Here is a 22,086-nt window from a genome sequence, read left to right on the forward strand (position 1 = left end):
TTTAAAAAATTTCTAAATTATTTCAAAAACACCTACTTTTCATCAAAACAGCTTAAACAAAAAGTCTTTCCTACGACGGCGCTAACCATCGATAGCGCCATTATACTCGATTCAAGGCCGAACACAAGCGCTCGTTTATCGTTCCAGTAAAGACATTAAATGGTATGAGCCATAACTGAGCAGAATTCATATTATTATCAATATCTTGACCATTCAGAGACCGTTGACTAAGTGCTATCGGTTGTCTCTCATCACCTTGTACAGGATAAACCAACCAGACTTGCTCTGCTTGGTAAGCCTGTGCATAGCTGGTCAATTGATAAGCGTCGCTTGCACTAATAGCAGCGGCATGCGGTAAATATTTCCATTTAATATCGATGACATGGCTGTAGCGACCTTTTGCTTTGGTTTCAATAACCACAGTATCTTTCTGATTTTGGCCACTATCATCAGCAGCAGTTTTATATATCAGCAAGTCAGGTCGTATAGATAAGCATGCTTGTCCTGCGGCATCGTTTAGCCAGACACGTTGGGTCTGATAAAAAGGACGGTAATTGTCGCTTAATTGCTGAAACATCGACGCGATACGCTGACTTGCCCATTGCTCAAAAGCTTGATTCATATCAATCAGCAAACACAGTCTCAGCTGAGAGGGCGTTTGGTTGGCTGGAGCAATGCCATTACCTGTCGCAGTGTCTGTCTGTTTTAATAACCAGTATGCCAAATCTACTAACTGCTGCGCGGCATGTAATTTTTGCTTTTGAAGCGGCTGAGCATCTAGCTGGCGTTTTGCTTGAGCATAGATGAGCTCTAGCTGCGGCAGCTCACGATGAGTCAGCATAGATAGCGGCTGCCATGGCTGAAATAGGTGCGAAAACGTCGATTTGGACAATAAAGGCGTCAAGTACACCAATGCACTTTTAATCAACCGATTGGCCAACATGTCATGACTCAACAAACTGCTTTCACAGACGAATTTATGCGGTTGCGTATTGTTCTGGCGTAGCTGCTCTTTAATGAGCAATCGCCCCTGTAAGGCTGTCTGGTTGTTGATTTGCGTCTGATAGTGTTTGGTTGGTTGATAATACATCAAGCGCTGTAAAAACTGTGTGATGAGCCAGTCTGATAGAGGCAGCACTTCTAGCGGTAAAGGCACTGACTTCGAGCTGAATTGACCGACGTTTTTTGTATTGGGCAGTTTATTTTTTTTAGGTGTATCAAGGCGCGCCAAATCCAATAGCATGCCTTGCACCCAGTAACGGGTTTGGACGATATCGTTATTCTGAGTAGATTTATTCAGCTTTGGCAATAGCTCAAGCGTCGTGCCACTAGGCAGTAGAATAATCCCGATATAATGGCCGACCTTAAGTTGCCACTGGCCTTGCTTACGCTTGATCGTAAATACGGCAAGCTCTTGTGCCAGCAGCCAATCGAAGTCAGACGCATGCAAAAAATCATGCACGGTCAGACGCTGATGCTCAAACACTGTGATGACATTTGCCATGGCGATATTACCGTCAGGTCTACGATTCTGAAGGCTATCTGCACTAATACACTGAGCGTTAGTGTAATGTCGATTATTGGTGATCACTAATCAGCCACCTTGCTAATATAAACGCTGGTAGAGCACGGCGTTATTAAACTCACCGCTATTGGCAATAAGATCTGCATTGATAGTATAACTGCCCATGTTCATGGATTGGCTGAGAAAAGAACCCTGCCCTGCAAACATTGAATGTTGAGCAGAGCCATTGTTTTGATTATCCATCGAATGAGGCAAGCCGTCATTTATCAGCGCTTGACTGTCCTGTATAAACTGCTTGTTTGTCGGCTGCTGGTCATCCCCAAAAATATACTGTAAGACAGCAACTTGGCCGCCCGCTGCCTGAGCCAACTGCGGGATGATTTGTTCGATGAGCGCTGTTTGCAATTGCTCTAATCGACTGACTGTGAACAAAAACGCATGGCCTAACTGCGCTTCTACTCCGAGCGTCTGTGCGATACGCCTGTTCAGGCCACTTAGCAATTTACTCAAGTCTATCGTAGCAGCTTCTGAACGGTCAGTCGCGCTGGTGTTATCATCGCTGCTGTCACTACTGGCATCAACAATAATTGACAATAAATCAGGCTGTGGCGGACAATCAATAAAGCGAAAACGTCGACGTAACGCCATATCAAGTGGCGCTAAAGAGTGATCTTGGGTATTCATAGTGGCATAGATATCAACGTTGGCGGGAACACTAAAAGCACGCCCAGAATACGCCAAATTTACTGTCATAGCATTCGGCTTGCCCGCACGTTTATCAGGCTCAATCAAACTAAGAAGCTCACCAAACACCCGTGAGACATTGGCACGGTTAATTTCATCAATCAGCATGGCATAACGCTGCTGAGGGTCACGGGCGGCACGTTGGCATAGCTTTAAAAACGCTCCATCTTGCACCGCGTAACTCATTTGAGTTTGATTAGAAGGGCTGTTATTTGCTTGTGCAGCACCACTCATGACAGGCCGTATACCTTCTACAAACTCTTCATAACCATAGGCTTGATGGAAGCTCACCATACTAAAACGCTGTTGACCAAGCATTTGATTGTGATGGTGTTGGTTGTCATGCTGCGCCTGCTGAAACTCTGCTAATTCCTGCGACAAGTCTTGTAGTAGCCCCATACTCTCAGGCAATAAATACCATGCCCCACTATTGTCTTTATCAAAATAAGCTTGGCTAGCGCGGTTTTTATAGCTGACTGTTTCTGATGTGATGGAACAATGCATTTGCAGTACAGACCAAGCCGTATTGCTTAAGTTTTTTTCTCGATCATTTTGCGTTGCTTTTTTGGTAAAAAACTCATGGTTAACTAGCTCTGGCACTTTGACCAAGTCTTGCTTTTTTGATTGAAAATCTAAAAATATCAAGCATACAACCTCACGCCAACTCAAACCTTGCAACAGCTGTCCTAATAAATCTTCATCGTCCATTTTGGGCAGATGATCGGTATATTGCTTCGCGATTTGTAGCAAGCGATAGGTTTTACCCGTACCAGCAACGCCTGTATAAATAAGATTGGTCGGTTCGTGAGTAGACATATCAGGCATAGCGTCATCCAGCATCAAAAAATTTATAAAATAAAACGTATAGGGTCTGTTGGTAATAGCAGTTCATACTTGTTAATGAAATCATGTAATGACATAGCCCAGCAACATAATTACGCTACTATTGTTTTGTAAGCGCAGCAGTTCATGCTAATAATACTAGGAAGGCGATGGTTAATGTACCATAGTGTTGATGGCAACTTTCATCATACACAACTTTTGTCGCTATCATAAAATCATGCCAAGAATGTCTTTCAACCCATATACATTAAGGAACTTTGTATGTCAGGATTATTAAAAAAACTACCCGCCAAGCTGACCAATAAGCTGCCAGCCAAAGTATCTGACAGTACAAGATCACCCGTTGAAAAGCCCAGTAGTACCCTAAAACCCATCAGCAATCAATTTACTAAATTACTATCAGTCACCAAGTATCTACCAGCGGGCGCACGCTCAAGTATTCTGTCCAAAGCCTTTGGCAAGGTCGTCCCATATGTCGGCACAACGGGCATCTATTATGAAACGGTAGAACCAAATCAAGTCGTCGTCAGTCTCAACAATAATAAAGCCGTCCAAAACCACATTGGTTCTATTCATGCGGTTGCCATCACCTTGCTGGCCGAAACGGCAACTGGTTTTATTTTGGGTTTGAACCTGCCTTCTGATCGCATTCTACTGATTAAGTCTTACTCGGTGAATTTCCATCGCCCCATCAAAAAAGGTCAAATTGCCGCTGTGGCAAGCCTGTCTGATGAGCAACGTTTAGATATCTTAAACACCCCAAAAGGTGAAATGATTATCCCTTGTGTCATCAATGATCGTGAATCTGACAGTGATCGCGACCCAATTGTGGTTGAAATGACATGGGCATGGATACCAAAAGCGGAGCTAGAAGCACGCCGCCAAGGTAAAGCGACTGAAAAAATGGCAGAAATTGAAACCGAAAATGAGACAGAAGCCGAAGCAACCGTCGCAGAAAGTGATGAGCCATCTACTCAAAATAATAGTGATGATAAGTAGGGCGCGTTGAACATTCGACCATGGCACTGACAGGGACTATTTGTGAAGATTCAACACGCCCCAGTTAATAAAAAATTGATAACAAACAAATCCAATGAGGAAACAGCATGTCCAAACTCAGTACCGGCCTGTCTACCTTTGCGCTCGTTGCTTTGTGCTCATTAGGTTTTGCTAATAGCGCTAATGCCAATACGACGACGGCTGTCAGTATTGCTAAATCTGGACCTGTTTTCTTGGGTGATGGCGGTACTTATCCTTTTTCAGAAGCCGTACGTGTGGGCAATATATTGTATATGTCAGGGCAAATTGGCTTTAAAGAGGGCAAATTAGTCAAAGGCGGCATCAAAGCGGAAACCAAGCAAGTGCTAGATAATATCCATAGCACGCTATTAAAGTACGGCTACCGACAGGCTGATATCGTCAAATGTATGGTCATGCTGACTGATATGGATGATTTCGATGATTTTAATACCGTCTACAAAGCAGAGCTGACGAAGCCTTACCCTGCACGATCCGCTTTTGGCGTATCAGAACTGGCCGCTGGAGCCAGCGTTGAGATTGAATGTATGGCTGCCAAATAATAGCGGCTGAAAGCTCTAAAGCTTCAAAATCAGAAAATAACTGGCAGCTCACGCCAGTTATTTTTTGTCTGTTATACCGATATTTTTTTCAAGTCTTTATACCAGTATCGTGTCGTCAGTTAAGGCGCTTTCCTTCGTCACTCGTAGCACCTCCTCTAATGTCGTCCGTCCTTCTATCACCTTACGCAAACCATCCGCGCGTATCGATGGTGTCTGTTGGCGTGCATATTCTTCTAGTTCATACTCTGCGGTATTGCTATGAATCATACGGCGCAACGTGTCATCGACTGGTACGACTTCATAGATGGCGGTACGGCCTTTAAAACCCGACTGATTACACTTATCACAGCCCACTGGCTTGGGCAGACGAATCGAATCATTTACTATAGGTTCAGCATTATTTTTTAACCCTGACCCAATCCCAATTTCGGTAAACAGCTTTGCTTGCTCAGTATCGGCAGCCTGCCAAGCATGACAATGTGAACACAAGGTACGCACCAAGCGCTGCGCTACCACGCCAATGAGCGACGACGATAACAGAAAAGGCTCAACACCCATATCCTGCAAGCGAGTGACCGCGCCAATGGCGGTGTTGGTATGCAGTGTTGATAATACCAAATGCCCTGTCAAAGATGCCTGTACAGCAATCTCGGCCGTCTCTAAATCACGAATTTCACCAACCATCACCACGTCAGGATCTTGGCGCAACATCGCTCGCAAGCTTTTAGCAAACGTCATATCTACCTTATTATTGACCTGCGTCTGCCCGATACCATCAAGCTGAAACTCAATCGGATCTTCAGCAGTCAAAATGTTGCGGGTTTGGTCATTCAAGTCGGTCAATGCAGAATATAGCGTGGTGGTTTTACCCGAGCCAGTCGGCCCTGTCACCAAAATAATGCCATGCGGACGATGGATTAAGCGCTTTAGCTCAGTATAGTCATTATCAGACAGCCCCAAATACGTCATATTAAGGCGACCAGCTTGCTTATCTAGTAGACGCATCACCACGCGCTCACCAAAGCTCGATGGTAAAGTAGATACGCGCACATCAACTTCTCGCCCTGCCAGTCTTAAGCTGATACGACCATCTTGCGGCACCCGCTTTTCGGCGATGTCTAATTTAGCCATTACCTTAATACGTGAGACTAATAATGGCGCCAGTTGGCGTTTTGGCGTGATGATTTCCTTTAGCTCACCATCAACTCGGAAACGGACAACCAAGCGCTTTTCAAAGGTTTCAATATGAATATCTGAGGCACTTAAGCGAATGGCTTCGGACAATAATGCGTTGATCAGGCGAATAATAGGCGCATCGTCTTGTTGATCCATCAAATCTTCAGTTTCAGGGACGCTATCTGCCAAACTATCCAGATCAGGGTGGTCTTCCAGTCCAGCAGCGATATGCTGTGACTCTCCTGTATTGCCCGCATAGGCGGCGTTCATTCGTCGTTCGAACTCATCCGAGCTGATACTTTCGTAAGTGGGTACACCGCGGCTGCCCTGCTGCTGTAAAAACCGTACCGCCTCATTAATCGCTGACAATGGTGTCGCTTTTGTTAGCACCAACGTCGGAGGCAATTCAGGATCAATGGCAGGTATGGCCAAAATCTGATGGCGTTTCGCAAAGCTGTATGGCAACTGCATCATAAAGACGACCTGATAAGTGAGGGAAAGATAATAAAATATGCATATCAAGACATAATAAATGCCTTATCCTTAACAGATCGAATCAAAAAAGACTGCCAGTAAGGTTGCATGAGTTTGTTATAATAGCATTTTGTTTTAGACGGGTATTATTTTATGTGACTGGCGCTTTGTACCTATCGCCCAGCACTTATAATGGCTGTATTCAATCAGCTTATCATGTGATTTTTTATTTTGCTGACAGTACGCTATTATTGTCTATTACCCCTTTTTATATGGCTTAGGCCGTGTCATTATATTTTGTCTGTCCCCTTCTCCCGCTCGATATTAGGATTTTCCGTTATGTCAGAGAACGTTAGCATTGCTACTAGCCCGACACCACTTTTACAAGATACCTTTACTGTAGGTAGTCGTACTTTTTCTTCTCGTCTGCTGGTCGGTACGGGAAAGTACAAAGACATGACGGAAACTGGAGAAGCCATTGCCGCTTCAGCAGCCGAGATCGTGACCGTCGCTATTCGTCGTGTGAATATTGGACAAAATAGTGATGAACCCAACTTATTAGATGTCATCTCTCCTGACAAATACACGATATTGCCCAACACTGCTGGCTGCTTTGATGCCGAGACAGCCATTCGCACTTGCAAGCTTGCTCGCGAGCTATTGGGTGGGCATAATTTGGTTAAGCTGGAAGTATTGGGCGACGAAAAAACTCTATATCCAAACGTCATGGAAACTTTAAAAGCAGCCAAAGTCTTGATCGATGATGGCTTTGAAGTGATGGTTTATACCTCAGATGACCCTATCGTCGCACAAGAATTAGAAAGCATGGGCTGTGTCGCTATTATGCCGCTCGGCAGCCTGATTGGTTCAGGACTTGGTTTACTCAATCGTCACACCCTCAGTCTCATTATCGAAAATGCCAAAGTACCAGTATTGGTTGATGCAGGCGTCGGCACTGCCTCTGATGCTGCACTTGCGATGGAGCTTGGTTGTGATGGCGTACTGATGAACTCAGCCATTGCCAATGCACAAAATCCTGTGATGATGGCGCATGCAATGAAACATGCTATGTGGGCAGGTCGTGCGGCATTTTTGGCAGGTCGTATGCCGATGCGCAAGATAGCCACGGCCAGCTCGCCACAAACAGGCTATTTCTTTCAATAAGCTGAAGCATTGATGACATGCCTTACAGCGTGTCATCAATCTGAACTCGAAACAGTACTCACGGTCATCATGTTCTACTGATATCAATTGTCCTGACTGGCTGTTCTCTAACGTGACAGAGGCTTCGAAACATTCATCCCAGTAGAACCACACTCTTTTTAAAATGGATCGATTATAGGCCAATGATAAAATAATAAAATTATTTCTGTGAACAGCTATTAGGGCGTGTCTTCAACTCACTCGATAGCCATATAAATGGGCTAAATCTTGCCAAAAATCGTCAAATAGCTGGCTAATATCCCGATATTACCTGCGCTATTTTTCTTGTTTGACGGCAATTGATCTCATATTTATCACCATTTTTAAAATGAAGACACGGCCTAATTATATTTTTCGTATGTCACTTATCGTCATAAAAGGATTTATTATGCGACTTCTCACAGCAGTCGACCAGTTGTTCCTATTTCTTGAGTCGCGTAAACAGCCCATGCATGTTGGCGGATTGTTTTTATTTGAATTACCAGAAAATGCTGATAGTAATTTTGTCTACCAATTAATAAAACAAATGCAAGAATCTGATGTGCCGCCAAGCTTTCCTTTTAATCAGGTGCTTGAGCACTTGGCTTTTTGGCAAAAAGACAAAGACTTTGATGTTGAGCATCATTTGCACCATGTCGCGCTACCCAGTCCTGGGCGTGTTCGTGAGCTATTGATGTATGTCTCAAGGGAGCATGGACGGTTGCTAGATCGTGCCATGCCGCTATGGGAATGCCACGTTATTGAGGGTATACAGCCAGAAATTGAAGGTGGACCTGAACGTTTTGCTTGGTATTTTAAGATCCATCATTCTTTGGTGGATGGTATCGCAGCTATGCGCTTGGTACAAAAATCACTATCACAATCGCCGACCGAATCAGTGACCCTACCCGTTTGGTCACTGATGGCCCGCCATCGCAACCAAATAAATGCCAACCTACCTGCCGAAAGGTCTATCAGACGCATCATAAAAGAACAGATATCTACCATCAAACCTGTATTTACAGAATTGCTAGATAATCTAAAAAACCATGGTGATGAAGGGTATGTTGGTACTTTTGATGCACCGATGAGTGTGTTGAACAAACGTATATCCGCTTCACGGCGCATAGCGGCTCAATCCTATGATATACAACGTTTTAATGATATCGCTGAAAGACTCAAAATCAGTAAAAATGATGTGGTACTGGCAGTGTGTGCTGGCGCTATTCGTCGTTATCTAATCTCGATGGATGCTTTACCAAGTAAACCTTTGATTGCCTTTGTGCCGATGTCGCTACGAACAGATGACAGTGTGGCAGGCAATCAACTATCATTTGTATTGGCTAATTTGGGCACGCATTTAGACAATCCACTACGCAGGATAGAGTTGATCCATCGCAGTATGAATAATGGCAAGCGTCGCTTTCGTCGCCTGAATCCGGCACAAGTCATCAACTACAGTGTTATTGCATACGCATGGCAAGGGATTAATCTAGCGACAGGACTGTTTCCTAGAAAACAGGCATTTAACCTGATTATCTCTAACGTTCCTGGCTCTGAAAAGCCTTTGTACTGGAATGGTGCACGTTTGCAGTCTTTGTACCCCGCTTCTATCGTCTTTAATGGTCAAGCTTTGAATATCACTTTGGCCAGCTATTTGGATAAGATTGAGTTCGGTATTACCGCCTGTAGCAAAGTATTACCACGTGTGCAAGACATGATCACGCTCATAGAAGAAGAGCTACAACTATTAGAAACGACCAGTAAAGAATTGGCATTTAAAGGCATCACCGTTGAAGACAAAGGTGGCTACAAGGGTAATGATAAAACAAAAAAGCTGGCTCCATAATGGAACCAGCTTTTTCTGTTCAACACTAAATCTGAATGCTAGATCTGAACAATAAGCGCGCTAAATGCTAGGGTGTGCCCTAATACCAAAAGCAGTAACGATTAAATCGCGTCACCCCAGATTGGTACAACAGTTTGCATCAACGGTTTTAGCAATTTAACATTACAAGCAAAAATAGAGCCTGAGGTCATAGAGTTGTGCGCGCCAGTATGATCGACCACGACGCCGCGTGCTTCAGTCACGATAAGCTCACCCGCTGCGATGTCCCAAGGCTTAATAGACATCTCAAAATAACCGTCAAAACGACCAGCAGCAACATAACACAAATCAAGCGCAGCTGAACCTAGACGACGTACCTGACCACCTGCCTCAGATATTTTTTGTAGGCTCTCAAAATGCTGTTTAGCGTAAGAGATGACTTCACCATTGCGCTTACGCTCAAGAGGATGGCCCGTCGTAAAGAAACCGCCGTCAATCGTTTTGCGTTCGCTGACATTGATACGGCGTTGGTTTAAACGTGCGCCTTTACCACGGCTCGCAGAGAACATCTCATCACGTACTGGATCATAAATCACACCGTGCTGGGTAACGCCTTTATGCTGTACAGCGATAGATACGCAGAACTGCGGCACACCATGAACGAAGTTTTTGGTGCCATCTAGCGGATCGATAATCCAGCACCAGTCAGCATCTTCGCCGCGGCCTTCTTGCATACCAAACTCTTCACCCAAAAATGAATGATTGGGATAGCTGGCTTTTAGCGTCTCAATCGTGAGCTCTTCGCTAAAGCGATCGATGCGCGTAACCAAACCATCAAGTCCTTTCGACTCGATATCCAACTCGATTTTGTGGCGGTTTTGATGCGCATATAAAATCTCTTTACCAACTTTTTCAGCAGTACGCGCTGCGATGACGACCATGGGTTCCATAAATAACCTATTTGCTTGATGAATGAATATAAAAAATGAGACTAACTTTGTGCCCACAACATGCCAAACAGCCGCCGCATCACACCACATCTATGCGATTTAAAAAACGTGTCTTTTATAAATGAAAACTTATAAACGACAATCGCATTATACTAAAATTGTTCGATAAAAACGAAAAAACCGTCACGCTGACCAAGCCAATATTTTGGTGATCACCTAAACTGCGCAAGTTGTAAAAAAGTCAGCACCTACGGCTAGCAGGCGTTTGCTCTGTTTAAAGAGCTTATATCTGTTTTAATTAGGGCATTAATTTTTTAAAATAATATTGTAACGCTACAAACAATGCTTACGATAAGAGGGTTTTGAGCTGTTTAATCACGCCTTCGACATCCAGACCACAGTCAGCCAACTGCTCTGCTTGTGAGCCATGTGCAATAAAGCGATCAGAGATGCCTATATTGCATATGGCTGGACGGTTTTGTTTAAAGGCAGCCGACTCATTAAGTAAGTATTCATTCACTGCGCTACCTGCACCGCCCATAATCATGTGCTCTTCCAAGGTCGCAATATGAGTCACCCCTTGCGCCAGTAACGTCTCAAGCATGGCTGTATCTAGCGGTTTTACCCAGCGCATATTGACCACATGTACTTGACACTCTAGCACTGCATCATCATTCGTTAGAATTTCTGCTGCTTGCTGAGCGTTCGCCACCATCGTACCAAAGGCCAATAATGCCAATTTATAAGGCGCATTATCTTTACCTAATACCGACTCAATAACAGCTTCGCCAATTTTATAATTTTGTGCTGGCTGCTCGATAGTTGCGCCTGTACCAGCGCCGCGCGGATAACGTACAGCCGTGCACCCTGAATACTCATAGCAGGTATTGAGCAAATGGTAGCATTCGTTTTCATCTTTTGGCGCTGCAATCACCATATTAGGGATACAACGTAAAAATCCAAAATCAAACACGCCAGCATGCGTGGCACCGTCTTCACCGACTAGGCCCGCTCGATCAATGGCAAACATCACGTCTAAATTCTGCAACGCAACATCATGAATCAGCTGATCATAGCCACGCTGCAAAAACGTTGAGTAAATCGCGACAATCGGTTTGATACCTTGGGTCGCCATCCCAGCCGCTAGCGTGACGGCGTGTTGCTCGGCAATCGCCACATCAAAAAAACGTTCTGGAAAATGACGAGCAAAGTCGATCATTCCAGAGCCTTCTTCCATGGCAGGTGTGACGGCTAACAGCTTATCGTCTGCGGCTGCTTTGTCACACAAAAACTGGCCAAACACTTGCGAGTACTTTAACGCTGGCTTATCTTTTGAAGCCTTTGCTATTGAAGTATTAGCTGCGTTGGTTTTTGCTTCGTTATCTTCGACAGGCAACTTACTAATTGCGTGATAACCCACTGGATCCAATTCTGCGGGTGCAAACCCTTTACCCTTAGTGGTATAAATATGCACCAATACGGGACCTGATACTTGCTTTGCCAATGACAATACGCGCAGTAGCTCAGGAATATTATGCCCATCAAATGGACCAAAATAGGTAAAACCAATCGCTTTGAATAAGTTGTCTTCTAGCTGCGGAACATCACGCATCTCTTTGTGACGTTTGCGGCGATCGAACGCTTGCATATCAGGACGGTGGCAGAGTACAGGCTCACCTGACTCAGAGATATCAACTTGATAACCTGATTCCCAAAGCATGGCCAAATGTCGTGAAAATCCACCAATAGAGCAAGATATCGACATATCATTATCGTTTAGAACGACTAACAAATCAGCATCTTGCTGTACTGCGTCATTCATGGCCTCAAATGCCATACCACCTGTCATCGCACCATCACCAATGATGCAAGCAACCGTCTGCGCGCGGCCTTGATAACGCAGCGCCAAACTCATGCCCAGACCCGCTGAAATGGAAGTCGATGAATGCCCAACACCAAACGTATCATAGACAGATTCTGCACGCTCAGGGAATGCGGTCAGACCATCTTTGGATCTGATAGTACCCAACTGTTCACGGCGACCTGTCAGTACTTTATGAGCGTAGGCTTGATGGCCCACGTCCCATACGATTTGGTCTTGCGGTGTGTCTAACAGATAATGCAGTACAATGGTCAGCTCAACCACGCCCAAATTGGCACCAAAATGCCCACCACTTTGACCGGCTGAATACAACAAAAAAAGGCGTAGCTCATCAGCCAACGTAATCAGTTGGGCAGTTGAGAAGGTACTAAGGTCTGTTGGCGTATCAATTGCATCAAGCAATGGTGTGTGAGGACGCACCCGTGGAATCATAGTATAGGTCTGCTGTAAGCTCGATAGCTGAGCAGCAGAGTCTAATGCTGATGTAGATAGGGACTGAGACTTTGGAGAATGAGGTGATTGCTGCATAAACCGTACGATACCTACCAATCTGCTGACAAGACGTGTCTTTAATATATAGCGATAACTATAACCAAACGACGTCAATAATATCTACATCATTATTGATGTAATCGACCATATAATTATTCATGCAACTTTTGTGTCTATATAGCTGCGCTACTTATGATAGTAGATACGCTGTCGTGATAGACCGCGCGTCAATACTAACGTTTTAATATTAAAACATTGATGCTTTAATACTATTAAATACTGGGGGATAACATTATGCCCTATTATTTTGCATCAATAGCGAATGTTAGTGACGACATAGTAATGTAAGGGTAAAGACTTGTCACTGTATCCGTCAAAATAGTATGGCATAATAGCATTTTTTTTTAATTGTCGCTTTAATCATCGTGCGTCGTCTGTGAATTTTGTGTGTTTTTATAATAAATACAATGAACACGCTGTCTTTATGAACAGGTTATACTGGCACCCTCATAGTCGTCTTATTCAAGCTATGAGGATACCAGTATTTTAAACAGCGATAACAAACTATTCACCGCCACGACTATAGGCTTTATAGGACAGTAATGTCATATCAATTTATCACTAGTGCCAAATTACCCACTCGTCACGGCGAGTTTGATATTCATATCTTTGAAAATAGCGAGGGTCAGGAGCATGTCATGCTGACCGCTGGCCTGACTGTGGTCGATCAAAAGACAGGCGCGGTGGCTAGTCAACCTTCAAATGACACGGTATTAAGCCAACAAGACGAGACAGTAGCGAAGCAAGTGCCATTGGTTCGTATTCATTCTGAATGTCTAACAGGCGATGCATTTAGCTCACTAAAATGTGACTGCGGACCGCAGCTCAATACTGCCATGCAAGCCATTCAAGAGTCAGGTTGCGGTGCAATTTTGTATTTGCGTCAAGAAGGTCGTGGTATTGGTCTGACCAATAAGATTCGTGCGTACGCCCTCCAAGATCAAGGCCATGATACGTTGGATGCAAACCTCATGCTAGGACTGCCTGCGGATGCACGTGTTTATGACATGTGTGGGCCGATGCTTGCCCATATCGGTGTCGATGCCGTGAGACTCATCACCAACAATCCAAACAAGGTCGCTTATCTGACTGAGCATGGGATTGATGTTGTTGAACGCGTGCCATTATTAGTAGGGGTAAATGATATGAATGCTGAATACCTCGCGACCAAGCGTGACCGTATGGGACACTTGTTTGATAAGGATATTAATATTGATAAAGATCTCCATCTCGACACAGACATCAACACAGCCATACACCTGAATAAATAAATAAATAATAAATAGATATCTTATGAGTATTGCAAATACGGATAACCAAACAGACTTGTCAACAGTAGCGTCAGTGACCATACCAACCAATAACGACATCATGCGAGTGCGTGCGTTTTTGGTTGATTTGCAGGCACGCATTTGTAAATCGCTAGAAGCGCAAGAGCGTGATGGTGGCGGCATGGCAACCTTCGTCCCTGATGATTGGGAACGTCCTGAAGGCGGTGGCGGTCGGTCGTGTGTATTGGCAGATGGCGACGTGATTGAGAAAGCAGGTGTCATGTTTAGCCATATTCATGTACATAATCTACCGGCCTCTGCGACTGCGCGTCACCCTAATATCGCTGGGCGCAAAGCTCAAGCCATGGGCGTGTCACTGGTCGTGCATCCCAAAAACCCTAACGTCCCTACGAGCCATGCCAATGTGCGTTTATTTGTAGCAGAAGCGGAAGGCGAAGCGCCTATCTGGTGGTTTGGTGGAGGTTTTGACTTGACACCATTCTATCCAGTGCTCGCTGATTGCGTACACTGGCATCAAGTTTGTCATGACCTGTGCGCGCCTTTTGGAGACAATATCTACGCTGATTTTAAACAGTGGTGCGATGAGTATTTCCATCTGCGCCATCGTGATGAGCAGCGCGGTATTGGCGGTCTATTTTATGATGATGTCAGTACCGAGAGTCGCGGCTGGGATTTTGAGACTTGCTTTGACTTTATGAAGGCAGTGGGCAACGGTTACCTTGACGGTATTATGCCGATTTTTGAGCAACGCAAAAACACCCCTTATACCGAAGCACAGCGCGAGTTTCAGCTCTATCGCCGTGGCCGCTATGTCGAATACAATCTGGTCTACGATCGCGGCACTCTATTTGGGCTACAAAGCAACGGACGTATCGAATCTATCCTAGTCAGTATGCCGCCACTTGCCAGCTGGCATTATCGTTTTGAGCCTACTGAAGGAATGCCTGAGTTTGAGCTAACGGATTATTATCTAAAACCACGTGATTGGTTAGCGCTATAAGTTTTGTAAATAACGCAATATTCATATCTTTGGAAAAGTTAAAAAGGTCAGCTACGATAGCTGGCCTTTTTTATACTAATTGCCCCGTCCTGAAATATTACGAGGATATAACAACTATATAATTACCATCGCGCAGATAACCGTTACAATAGAAGACGTTCTTTGGCAGCGACTGTGCTCAAAAGAATTTTTGATAGTGTATTGCATAACAACATTTTAATATAAGGTGAGCGTCTGTAAGCGCGCTTATTATTAGCCAAGTTTAAAGGAGTAAGTCATATGGCACAGGTTTATACCAACAAATCATTGAAATCCATCTTTGGCATCGCATTGATGACAGCCGCCCTAGGTTTAACGGCGTGTAGCACTTCAACTGAATCGAACCCTGACGTGGAAGCCCGTCAGAACAACATGAAAAACTGGGGTGACGCGATGGGCGTCATGGGTGATATGGCAAAGGCACCTGACACATTTGATGCGGCTGTATTCAAAGAACAAGCAGCATTCTTGGCAGAAGATGCCGCCAATCCTTGGGGTCATTTCGCAGACAAAGCAGCAGTGGGTAATGCCACTGAAGCGGTTTGGTCTAATGCGGATGGTTTCCGTGCCGAAGCCGATAATTTCCAAAAGGTGACCGCTGAATTGAACGCTGCAGCGCAGACCGCCACGAGTATGGATGATGTAAAACCTGCCTTTGGTCAAGTTGGTGCAAGCTGTAAATCATGCCATACCGATTTTAAAGCCAAAACTGACTAGGGCGTGTCCTCATTTTAAAAATGGTGATAAAAATGAGATAAATTGCTGTCAAACGAGGAAAATAGTGCAGATAATATCGAGATATTGACCAACTATTTGACGATATTTGGCAAAATTTAGCTGTTTCTAGCCCATTTAGAGGACACTCGTTTGAATTGAGGACACGCCCTAAGGCGTACCCTCAATCTGAATATGAAATTTTCAAAATGAGAACACACCTTAAGCTTCTATACTTATAGCAAGTAGACAAAAACCGCCACATCAAATGACATGGCGGTTTTTCATTTCTAAAAATGTGGTTGAAGGCTATTTTCTAAAAACGATTTCTAAAAGCAATTTTTTGAAATCAGCTTTCTAAAACTAACTTGTTAAAAGTGGCTCATGGAGCCCACTACTCTGCCACTGTCTTATTCGCATCAATAACTTGCTGTTCATTAATTTTTTTGACGATAGAAGTCACTGAAGGATCACTCAAGTCGATCGTGCGTATTGGGAACGGAATGTTCACACCTGCCGCATCCAATGAGTTTTTGATGCCCACAATCACTTGATGAATCGAGGCAACCTTGTTGGCTTGCGTACCATCTTCGATAAACCAACGTACCATTAAATCAATGGACGAACCACCAAAACCAGTGGCAATCACACTTGGCGTAGCCTTCTTTGACACGCTATCTATCTTATCTAAGGCCTTTATGATTTCAGCTTTGGCGGCTTCGATATCATCTTCATAGCCGATACCGACCGCCACTTGCAGACGGCGCTGCTTATAGGCGGTATTGACCGTCAATGCTGACGTGTATAAATCTGAATTTGGAATCACTACTTGCCGACCGTCATACGTTTTGATGGTAGTAGCACGGATTTTAATGTCTTCGACTGTTCCTTCATATTCACCAGACACTATCTGATCACCGATACGAAATGGCTCTGAAATCAGTAGCAAAATACCAGAGAGTAGATTTTGAAAGATATCTTTAAAAGCAAAACCGATAGCGACTGAACCAATACCAAGTGCGCCTATTAATTTAGCGGGTGTAAATCCTGGCACCGCGATGACCATCGCTATCATAAAGCCAATAAAGAAAATGAGCGCCCCGCCTACCCGCTGAAACACTTTGACCAAGTTCTGATGCCGACTGCGACTGCCCAATAGTTTATGGACGACTTTTTTGAAAACGATCGATAAAAACCAAAAAATTAGGACAACAATAATAGACGCCACAAAATATGGAATACGTTCAACAAAGCCAGTCAAAATATCATTTGCTGAATCAATAATGCTTTGATACGTTAATACATCCGTCGTTGTCGTTTCTGTAGCGGTCTCAGCACTCAGTGCAGTGTCTGCCTCAGAGGTTGGCATCTAGGTGTCACTCCTTTGGTTGGTCATATCGATCATTGTTTTTATTGATAAGTATTAGGGCATGTCCTCAATTCAAACAATAGTTATCTAACTGGGCTAAAAATGGCTAAATTTTGCCAAACATCGTCAAATAGCTGGTCAATATCTCGATATTATCGACGCTATTTTTCTCGTTTGACGGCAATTTATCTCATTTTTATCACCACTTGTGAAATGAGGACACACCCTAGCAACGAATACTTATCACACATTTAAAGCTTTCAAACGCTTGAAACTTAGCCCATCAAATCGGCTTGCACGATTTCAATCCAGTAGCCATCTACATCTTTGATAAAGGCAATGTTTTTCATGCTGCCATCTTCTGGACGTTTTTTGAATTCGACATCGTTTTTGTCAAACCAAGCAACGGCTTCGTCTAAATTTGGTACGCTAAAACAAATGTGACCAAAACCTTGTGGATCTTGGTTACCATCATGATAGCTAAAGTCAGCTTTCGTTTCGGTACCATAGTTATGCGTCAACTCTAAGATACCGCGTTGTCGAAAGGCAAAGATTTCCAAATCATCGCCAGTTGGCAAGTTTTCGCGCTCGCTCTCGGTCAACTTGGCCAAGAAATATAAGTCGAATCCCATGTCAGGGAATTTTTTGACGGCAAGCAACGTCATACCCAAGACACCCGTATAAAATGCCAACGATTTGGCAGGATCTTTGACCCGTAGCATGGTGTGATTAAAGGTGAACCCTGTCGTCTGTGATGAGATGGCCTGAACACCATCAGTGCTGACGCTACTAGCAGGCTGGGCTATGATGGAATCGCTATTGTTAGCGTTAGATGAAGTAGACATAATTATCCTAATATAGTTCAAAAAATAAATGCATGAATACGCGAATCACGATGGTCGTGATTCGTGTGGCTCTCTCATCATAATAAAAAATGGCAAAATAATTGATAAGGTTTTGTAAGAATGTGAACGAGGTATGTTCATTTCTAAACGTTGTTTAGCTAGCTAGCTGACTAACTGTCTAAAAAACGCACCTTTCCTGTCTCTAGGTCATATTCAGCACCGACTACAAGCAACTGACCACTATTGGTCAAGTCCTCTAATGCCCGCGAGCCATGTTTGAGCTGGCTGACTGACATACGTACGTTGGCACGGATAGAGCGATCGACCAATTCATCTGCATCGACGTCTTGACCATTGGCGGTTGCCAGTTCGTGCAAGTTGTAAACGCTTGGACGAATGCGATCAACAATAGATTGCAAGTTCGGTGAGTAGTTTTGCTCAGGATTAATCAATGTCTCAACGCAAGCAGTGACCGCACCGCAATGTGAGTGACCAAGCACCACTACCAGTTTAGTACCAAATTTTTCGGCGGCGAACTCAATCGAACCAATCTGTGACGGCGCAACCACGTTGCCTGCGACTCGAATGACAAATAAATCTCCCAAACCTTGATCAAATACAATCTCCACAGGCACACGAGCATCCGAACAGCCCAAAATAATGGCGAGAGGGTCTTGATCACGGACCAACTCTGGGCGGCGCTGCATACATTGATCTATATTAGTGAGGCTATCAACGTAGCGCTCGTTACCTTGTTTTAAAAGTTCGAGAGCTTCTTGACCTGTTTTTGGGCGTATATCAGTAGGCATGAGAGATCCTTTATCATCAATAATATTAGAGTTATAAACGGCTTTACATACGTGTCATCAAACATGGCGTGTTTAGAGCTATTTATGTTTGTCAGCCATAGTATGATTGTATAGGAATAAAAACCAAAAAACGGTAAAAAAATTTGTCTAAATATCGCTAAGTGAATGTAGTTATACCTAAAAACATAAAGGCATATGTCACGACCGACGCCGTACAACTCGCGTAATTTATAACGAACTTGCACTAATTTATATCAAGGGTTTGTTATAATACGCAACATTCAGACCGCGCTTACGCTCATGCCAATCCCTTTGAATACAGCGAGCTACCTTGAGTACTGTATCGATATATTGGACGCTTAGGAACAAATATTATGACAGACCCATCTCCAAACACGCATAACACCTCTGCGTCACCTCATGATGGTCAGGTACTGCTGCAACTGACTGGTCTAAAAAAAACCTATGATCAAACCGAAGTGCTCAAAAACATCAACCTCGATATCAAACATGGTGAATTTTTGACGCTGCTTGGCCCGTCCGGCTGTGGTAAGACAACATTGCTGCGCTTGATTGCAGGTTTTGAGCAACCAAACGCTGGAGCAATATATTTAGATGGCATGCAGATGGCAGGCTTGCCCGCTGATAAACGCCCAGTCAACACAGTATTTCAGCAGTATGCATTGTTCCCTCACATGACGGTTGCCCAAAACGTGGCTTATGGGCTAAAGCTAAAAAAAGTCCCCAAAGATGAGATTCAAACACGTGTACGTGAGATGCTCGCCATGGTACAGCTAGAGCACTTGGCCAACCGCAAACCGCAAGATTTGTCTGGTGGTCAGCAGCAGCGAGTTGCGATTGCGCGTGCTGTGATTAACCGACCTAAGCTCCTATTACTCGATGAGCCATTATCCGCGCTCGATCACAAACTACGTTTGCAAATGCAGTCTGAGCTCAAGCGCCTGCAACGTGAGCTTGGCATTACCTTTGTCTTTGTCACTCATGACCAAGAAGAAGCGCTGTCGATGTCAGACCGTATTGCCGTGATGAAAGACGGCACGTTCCAGCAGATCGGTACGCCTATCGAGATTTATGAAACCCCTGCCAATTTATTCACGGCCAGATTTATCGGTGAGACCAATTTATTTAGAGCCGAAGTCAAAGGTGTCTATCCAGACCAGCCAGATCGTAATGGCAAAGTGACCAATGGCCGCATCGAAGTTGAAGTTTGTGAAGCCCAAGTACAAGATGGGCCGACCACATTACGCAATTTACGCCGCCCCAATTTTGCCAATGACGTGCAGGTAGGCGATATTGTTAATTTATTGCTGCGCCCTGAAGACTTACGAATTTATGACCCAAAAGATAGTGAGCATACTGGGCTATTGGGCCGCGTCATCGAGAGTAATTATAAAGGCAGCACGTTGGATTCAATTATTGAATTGGCCAATGGTCATATCATCAAGGCATCTGAGTTTTTTGACGAGGACGACCCAAGCTTTGACTACAAATTAAATGAAGCGGTTAAAGTCTCATGGGTAGATGGTTGGGAATGGGTCTTGCCAGAAGATCCTGCAACCGTATCAGATGTGACCATACAAAAGGATGGTAGCTGATGGCACGCAACCACTTAGGCAGCAAAAGTCCATTTCGCACCGCCACGCTTTGGCTCATCTGGGGTTGGCTACTGATATTTGCGTTATTACCAAATATCTTGGTCATCGCGGTCAGCTTTTTGACCCGCGATAGCAGCGCCTTTATTAGCTTACCTGTCAGCATCGACAGCTATGTACGTATGATTGATCCGTTATATTTTGAGGTGTTTGTCCATTCGCTGTGGATGGCTGGTATCACAACGGTTATCTGCTTGCTGCTTGGCTATCCTTTTGCATGGCTGGTTTCCAAGGCAAAAGTGCGTTGGCAGCCGCTGCTCATGATGTTACTGATACTGCCCTTTTGGACCAATTCTCTGGTGCGGACTTATGCATTAAAACTGCTCTTTGCTAACAATGGCTTGATCAATAAATCATTGCTTGCCATCGGCGTGATTGATACGCCAATCGATATGTTATACACGCAAGGTGCGGTGATTGCAGGTCTCACCTATCTATTGTTTCCGTTTATGGTACTGCCACTATATGCAGTATTTACTGACTTACGCAATGATATGCTATTGGCTTCGCAGGATTTGGGTGCATCCAAAACACAAACCTTTTGGCATGTGGTATTACCTTTAACGACACCAGGGATTATCTCTGGTGTACTGCTCGTGCTATTGCCTGCGATGGGCATGTTTTATGTGGCAGATATCTTGGGTGGTTCACGCAACTTACTGGTCGGTAACATCATCAAAAACCAGTTTTTGGATGCACGTGACTGGCCCTTTGGCGCGGCAGCTAGCGTGTTATTGACATTGGCAATGGCGGTATTATTGCTCGCCTACCGCGCCAGTAGCCGCCGCATTGGCAAAACCGATTTTAGTGAGGTGGCCTAATGTCTCATTCTCGTACGCTTAAGATTGGCAGTATCGCCGCCAAAGGCTATCTCAGCCTCATTTATACCCTGTTGTATTTGCCTATCCTTGTTTTGGTGGTGATGTCCTTTAATAAGTCAAAAATTGGCTATAACTGGGGCGGCTTTAGCCTAAAGTGGTATGAGTCGCTATTTAATAACCAAGCGATGCTAGATGCCTTTTGGCACTCGATTGTCTTAGGGTTGGTGGCAGCCACCGTCTCAACGTTGATAGGCACGCTTACAGCGCTGGCGTTACACCGTTATAATTTTCGTGGTAAAGGCTTATTAAATGGATTGCTATTTGTCCTGATGATGTCGCCTGAAATTGTATTGGCTATTTCATTGCTAACACTGTTTTTATTGATTGGTTTGCAATTGGGCTTTGTCTCACTGCTGTTGGCGCACATTACTTTTTGCTTACCCTTCGTCGTTATTACGGTCTTTGCGCGATTGAGTAGTTTAGATGAGCGCTTGATGGAAGCGGCACGTGATTTGGGTGCCAACGAATCCACCATGGTGCGCACGGTACTAATTCCAGTTATATTGCCCGCTGTCATGGCAGGTTGGTTGCTCGCCTTTACCTTATCGCTAGACGATGTGGTGGTTTCAACCTTTGTCACGGGGCCCAGCTATGAGATTTTACCGCTGCGTATTTATTCTATGGTGCGAGTAGGCCTCAAACCAGAGGTTAACGCTATTGGCACATTATTGCTGGTGGCTTCTTTGATATTGGTCATCATCTCACAGCTACTGTTACGCAAGCGCTAG

General features: G+C 44.3%; 18 protein-coding genes. 10 read left to right on the forward strand and 8 right to left on the reverse strand.

The window, feature by feature from the left end:
- Positions 1-100 precede the first annotated feature (100 nt).
- Positions 101-1,504: a hypothetical protein gene (locus QL982_RS01495; RefSeq protein ID WP_290163609.1), complete on the reverse strand. Its 1,404-nt coding sequence runs from the start codon at positions 1,502-1,504 to the stop codon at positions 101-103.
- Between the two features lie 102 nt (positions 1,505-1,606).
- Entirely contained in the window at positions 1,607-3,094 is a 1,488-nt protein-coding gene (locus tag QL982_RS01500) for an AAA family ATPase (RefSeq protein ID WP_290163607.1), read from the reverse strand.
- 279 nt (positions 3,095-3,373) lie between these two features.
- On the opposite strand from QL982_RS01500, the gene QL982_RS01505 reads away from it, so the two are divergent.
- Both QL982_RS01505 and QL982_RS01510 read left to right on the forward strand, forming a co-directional pair.
- The gene (locus QL982_RS01505) at positions 3,374-4,111 is read left to right on the forward strand and encodes a DUF4442 domain-containing protein (protein ID WP_290163605.1); all 738 of its coding nucleotides are present in this window, start codon (positions 3,374-3,376) and stop codon (positions 4,109-4,111) included.
- A gap of 107 nt (positions 4,112-4,218) precedes the next feature.
- A complete protein-coding gene (locus QL982_RS01510) occupies positions 4,219-4,692 on the forward strand; it encodes a Rid family hydrolase (RefSeq protein ID WP_290163603.1) in 474 nt (157 codons plus the stop codon).
- Positions 4,693-4,788: 96 nt separating this feature from the next.
- Here QL982_RS01510 and gspE read toward each other — a convergent pair whose 3' ends face one another.
- Positions 4,789-6,342, reverse strand: a complete 1,554-nt coding sequence (gspE, locus tag QL982_RS01515) for a type II secretion system ATPase GspE (RefSeq protein ID WP_290163601.1) — start codon at positions 6,340-6,342, stop codon at positions 4,789-4,791.
- Between the two features lie 339 nt (positions 6,343-6,681).
- Here gspE and QL982_RS01520 point away from each other — a divergent pair, with 339 nt between their 5' ends.
- Both QL982_RS01520 and QL982_RS01525 read left to right on the forward strand, forming a co-directional pair.
- Entirely contained in the window at positions 6,682-7,506 is an 825-nt protein-coding gene (locus QL982_RS01520; RefSeq protein ID WP_290163599.1) for a thiazole synthase, read from the forward strand.
- A gap of 427 nt (positions 7,507-7,933) precedes the next feature.
- Positions 7,934-9,373, forward strand: a complete 1,440-nt coding sequence (locus QL982_RS01525; protein WP_290163596.1) for a wax ester/triacylglycerol synthase family O-acyltransferase — start codon at positions 7,934-7,936, stop codon at positions 9,371-9,373.
- Positions 9,374-9,474: 101 nt separating this feature from the next.
- On the opposite strand, the gene QL982_RS01530 is transcribed toward QL982_RS01525, so the two are convergent.
- Both QL982_RS01530 and dxs read right to left on the reverse strand, forming a co-directional pair.
- Positions 9,475-10,302 (reverse strand): inositol monophosphatase family protein, encoded by an 828-nt coding sequence (locus tag QL982_RS01530; RefSeq protein ID WP_290163594.1) that lies wholly within the window; start codon positions 10,300-10,302, stop codon positions 9,475-9,477.
- 346 nt (positions 10,303-10,648) lie between these two features.
- Entirely contained in the window at positions 10,649-12,712 is a 2,064-nt protein-coding gene (gene dxs / locus QL982_RS01535; protein ID WP_290163592.1) for a 1-deoxy-D-xylulose-5-phosphate synthase, read from the reverse strand.
- Positions 12,713-13,278: 566 nt separating this feature from the next.
- Here dxs and ribA point away from each other — a divergent pair.
- The 3 genes from ribA to QL982_RS01550 all read left to right on the forward strand — a co-directional run bounded on the left by ribA (position 13,279) and on the right by QL982_RS01550 (position 15,784).
- Entirely contained in the window at positions 13,279-14,007 is a 729-nt protein-coding gene (ribA, locus tag QL982_RS01540) for a GTP cyclohydrolase II (RefSeq protein WP_290163590.1), read from the forward strand.
- Between the two features lie 73 nt (positions 14,008-14,080).
- Entirely contained in the window at positions 14,081-15,028 is a 948-nt protein-coding gene (gene hemF / locus QL982_RS01545) for an oxygen-dependent coproporphyrinogen oxidase (protein ID WP_290163625.1), read from the forward strand.
- Between the two features lie 279 nt (positions 15,029-15,307).
- Positions 15,308-15,784, forward strand: a complete 477-nt coding sequence (locus QL982_RS01550) for a cytochrome c (RefSeq protein ID WP_290163589.1) — start codon at positions 15,308-15,310, stop codon at positions 15,782-15,784.
- 391 nt (positions 15,785-16,175) lie between these two features.
- On the opposite strand, the gene QL982_RS01555 is transcribed toward QL982_RS01550, so the two are convergent.
- The 3 genes from QL982_RS01555 to QL982_RS01565 all read right to left on the reverse strand — a co-directional run bounded on the left by QL982_RS01555 (position 16,176) and on the right by QL982_RS01565 (position 18,804).
- Complete coding sequence (locus QL982_RS01555; protein WP_290163586.1) at positions 16,176-17,150, reverse strand: mechanosensitive ion channel domain-containing protein; 975 nt, start codon at positions 17,148-17,150, stop codon at positions 16,176-16,178.
- Positions 17,151-17,425: 275 nt separating this feature from the next.
- Positions 17,426-17,995, reverse strand: coding sequence for a lactoylglutathione lyase (gene gloA / locus QL982_RS01560; protein WP_290163583.1), 570 nt, complete (start codon positions 17,993-17,995; stop codon positions 17,426-17,428).
- Between the two features lie 170 nt (positions 17,996-18,165).
- Complete coding sequence (locus QL982_RS01565) at positions 18,166-18,804, reverse strand: carbonic anhydrase (protein WP_290163580.1); 639 nt, start codon at positions 18,802-18,804, stop codon at positions 18,166-18,168.
- A 374-nt stretch (positions 18,805-19,178) separates the two neighbouring features.
- Here QL982_RS01565 and potA point away from each other — a divergent pair, with 374 nt between their 5' ends.
- The 3 genes from potA to potC are packed head-to-tail and all read left to right on the forward strand — an operon-like array spanning position 19,179 to position 22,086.
- Positions 19,179-20,420: a spermidine/putrescine ABC transporter ATP-binding protein PotA gene (gene potA / locus QL982_RS01570; protein ID WP_290163577.1), complete on the forward strand. Its 1,242-nt coding sequence runs from the start codon at positions 19,179-19,181 to the stop codon at positions 20,418-20,420.
- A complete protein-coding gene (gene potB / locus QL982_RS01575; RefSeq protein WP_290163575.1) occupies positions 20,420-21,298 on the forward strand; it encodes a spermidine/putrescine ABC transporter permease PotB in 879 nt (292 codons plus the stop codon). Before potA ends, potB begins: the two co-directional genes overlap by 1 nt.
- Positions 21,298-22,086: a spermidine/putrescine ABC transporter permease PotC gene (potC, locus tag QL982_RS01580; RefSeq protein ID WP_290163572.1), complete on the forward strand. Its 789-nt coding sequence runs from the start codon at positions 21,298-21,300 to the stop codon at positions 22,084-22,086. Before potB ends, potC begins: the two co-directional genes overlap by 1 nt.

The sequence above is a fragment of the Psychrobacter sp. 5A.1 genome, from assembly GCF_030407455.1.
Taxonomy (GTDB): Bacteria; Pseudomonadota; Gammaproteobacteria; order Pseudomonadales; family Moraxellaceae; genus Psychrobacter.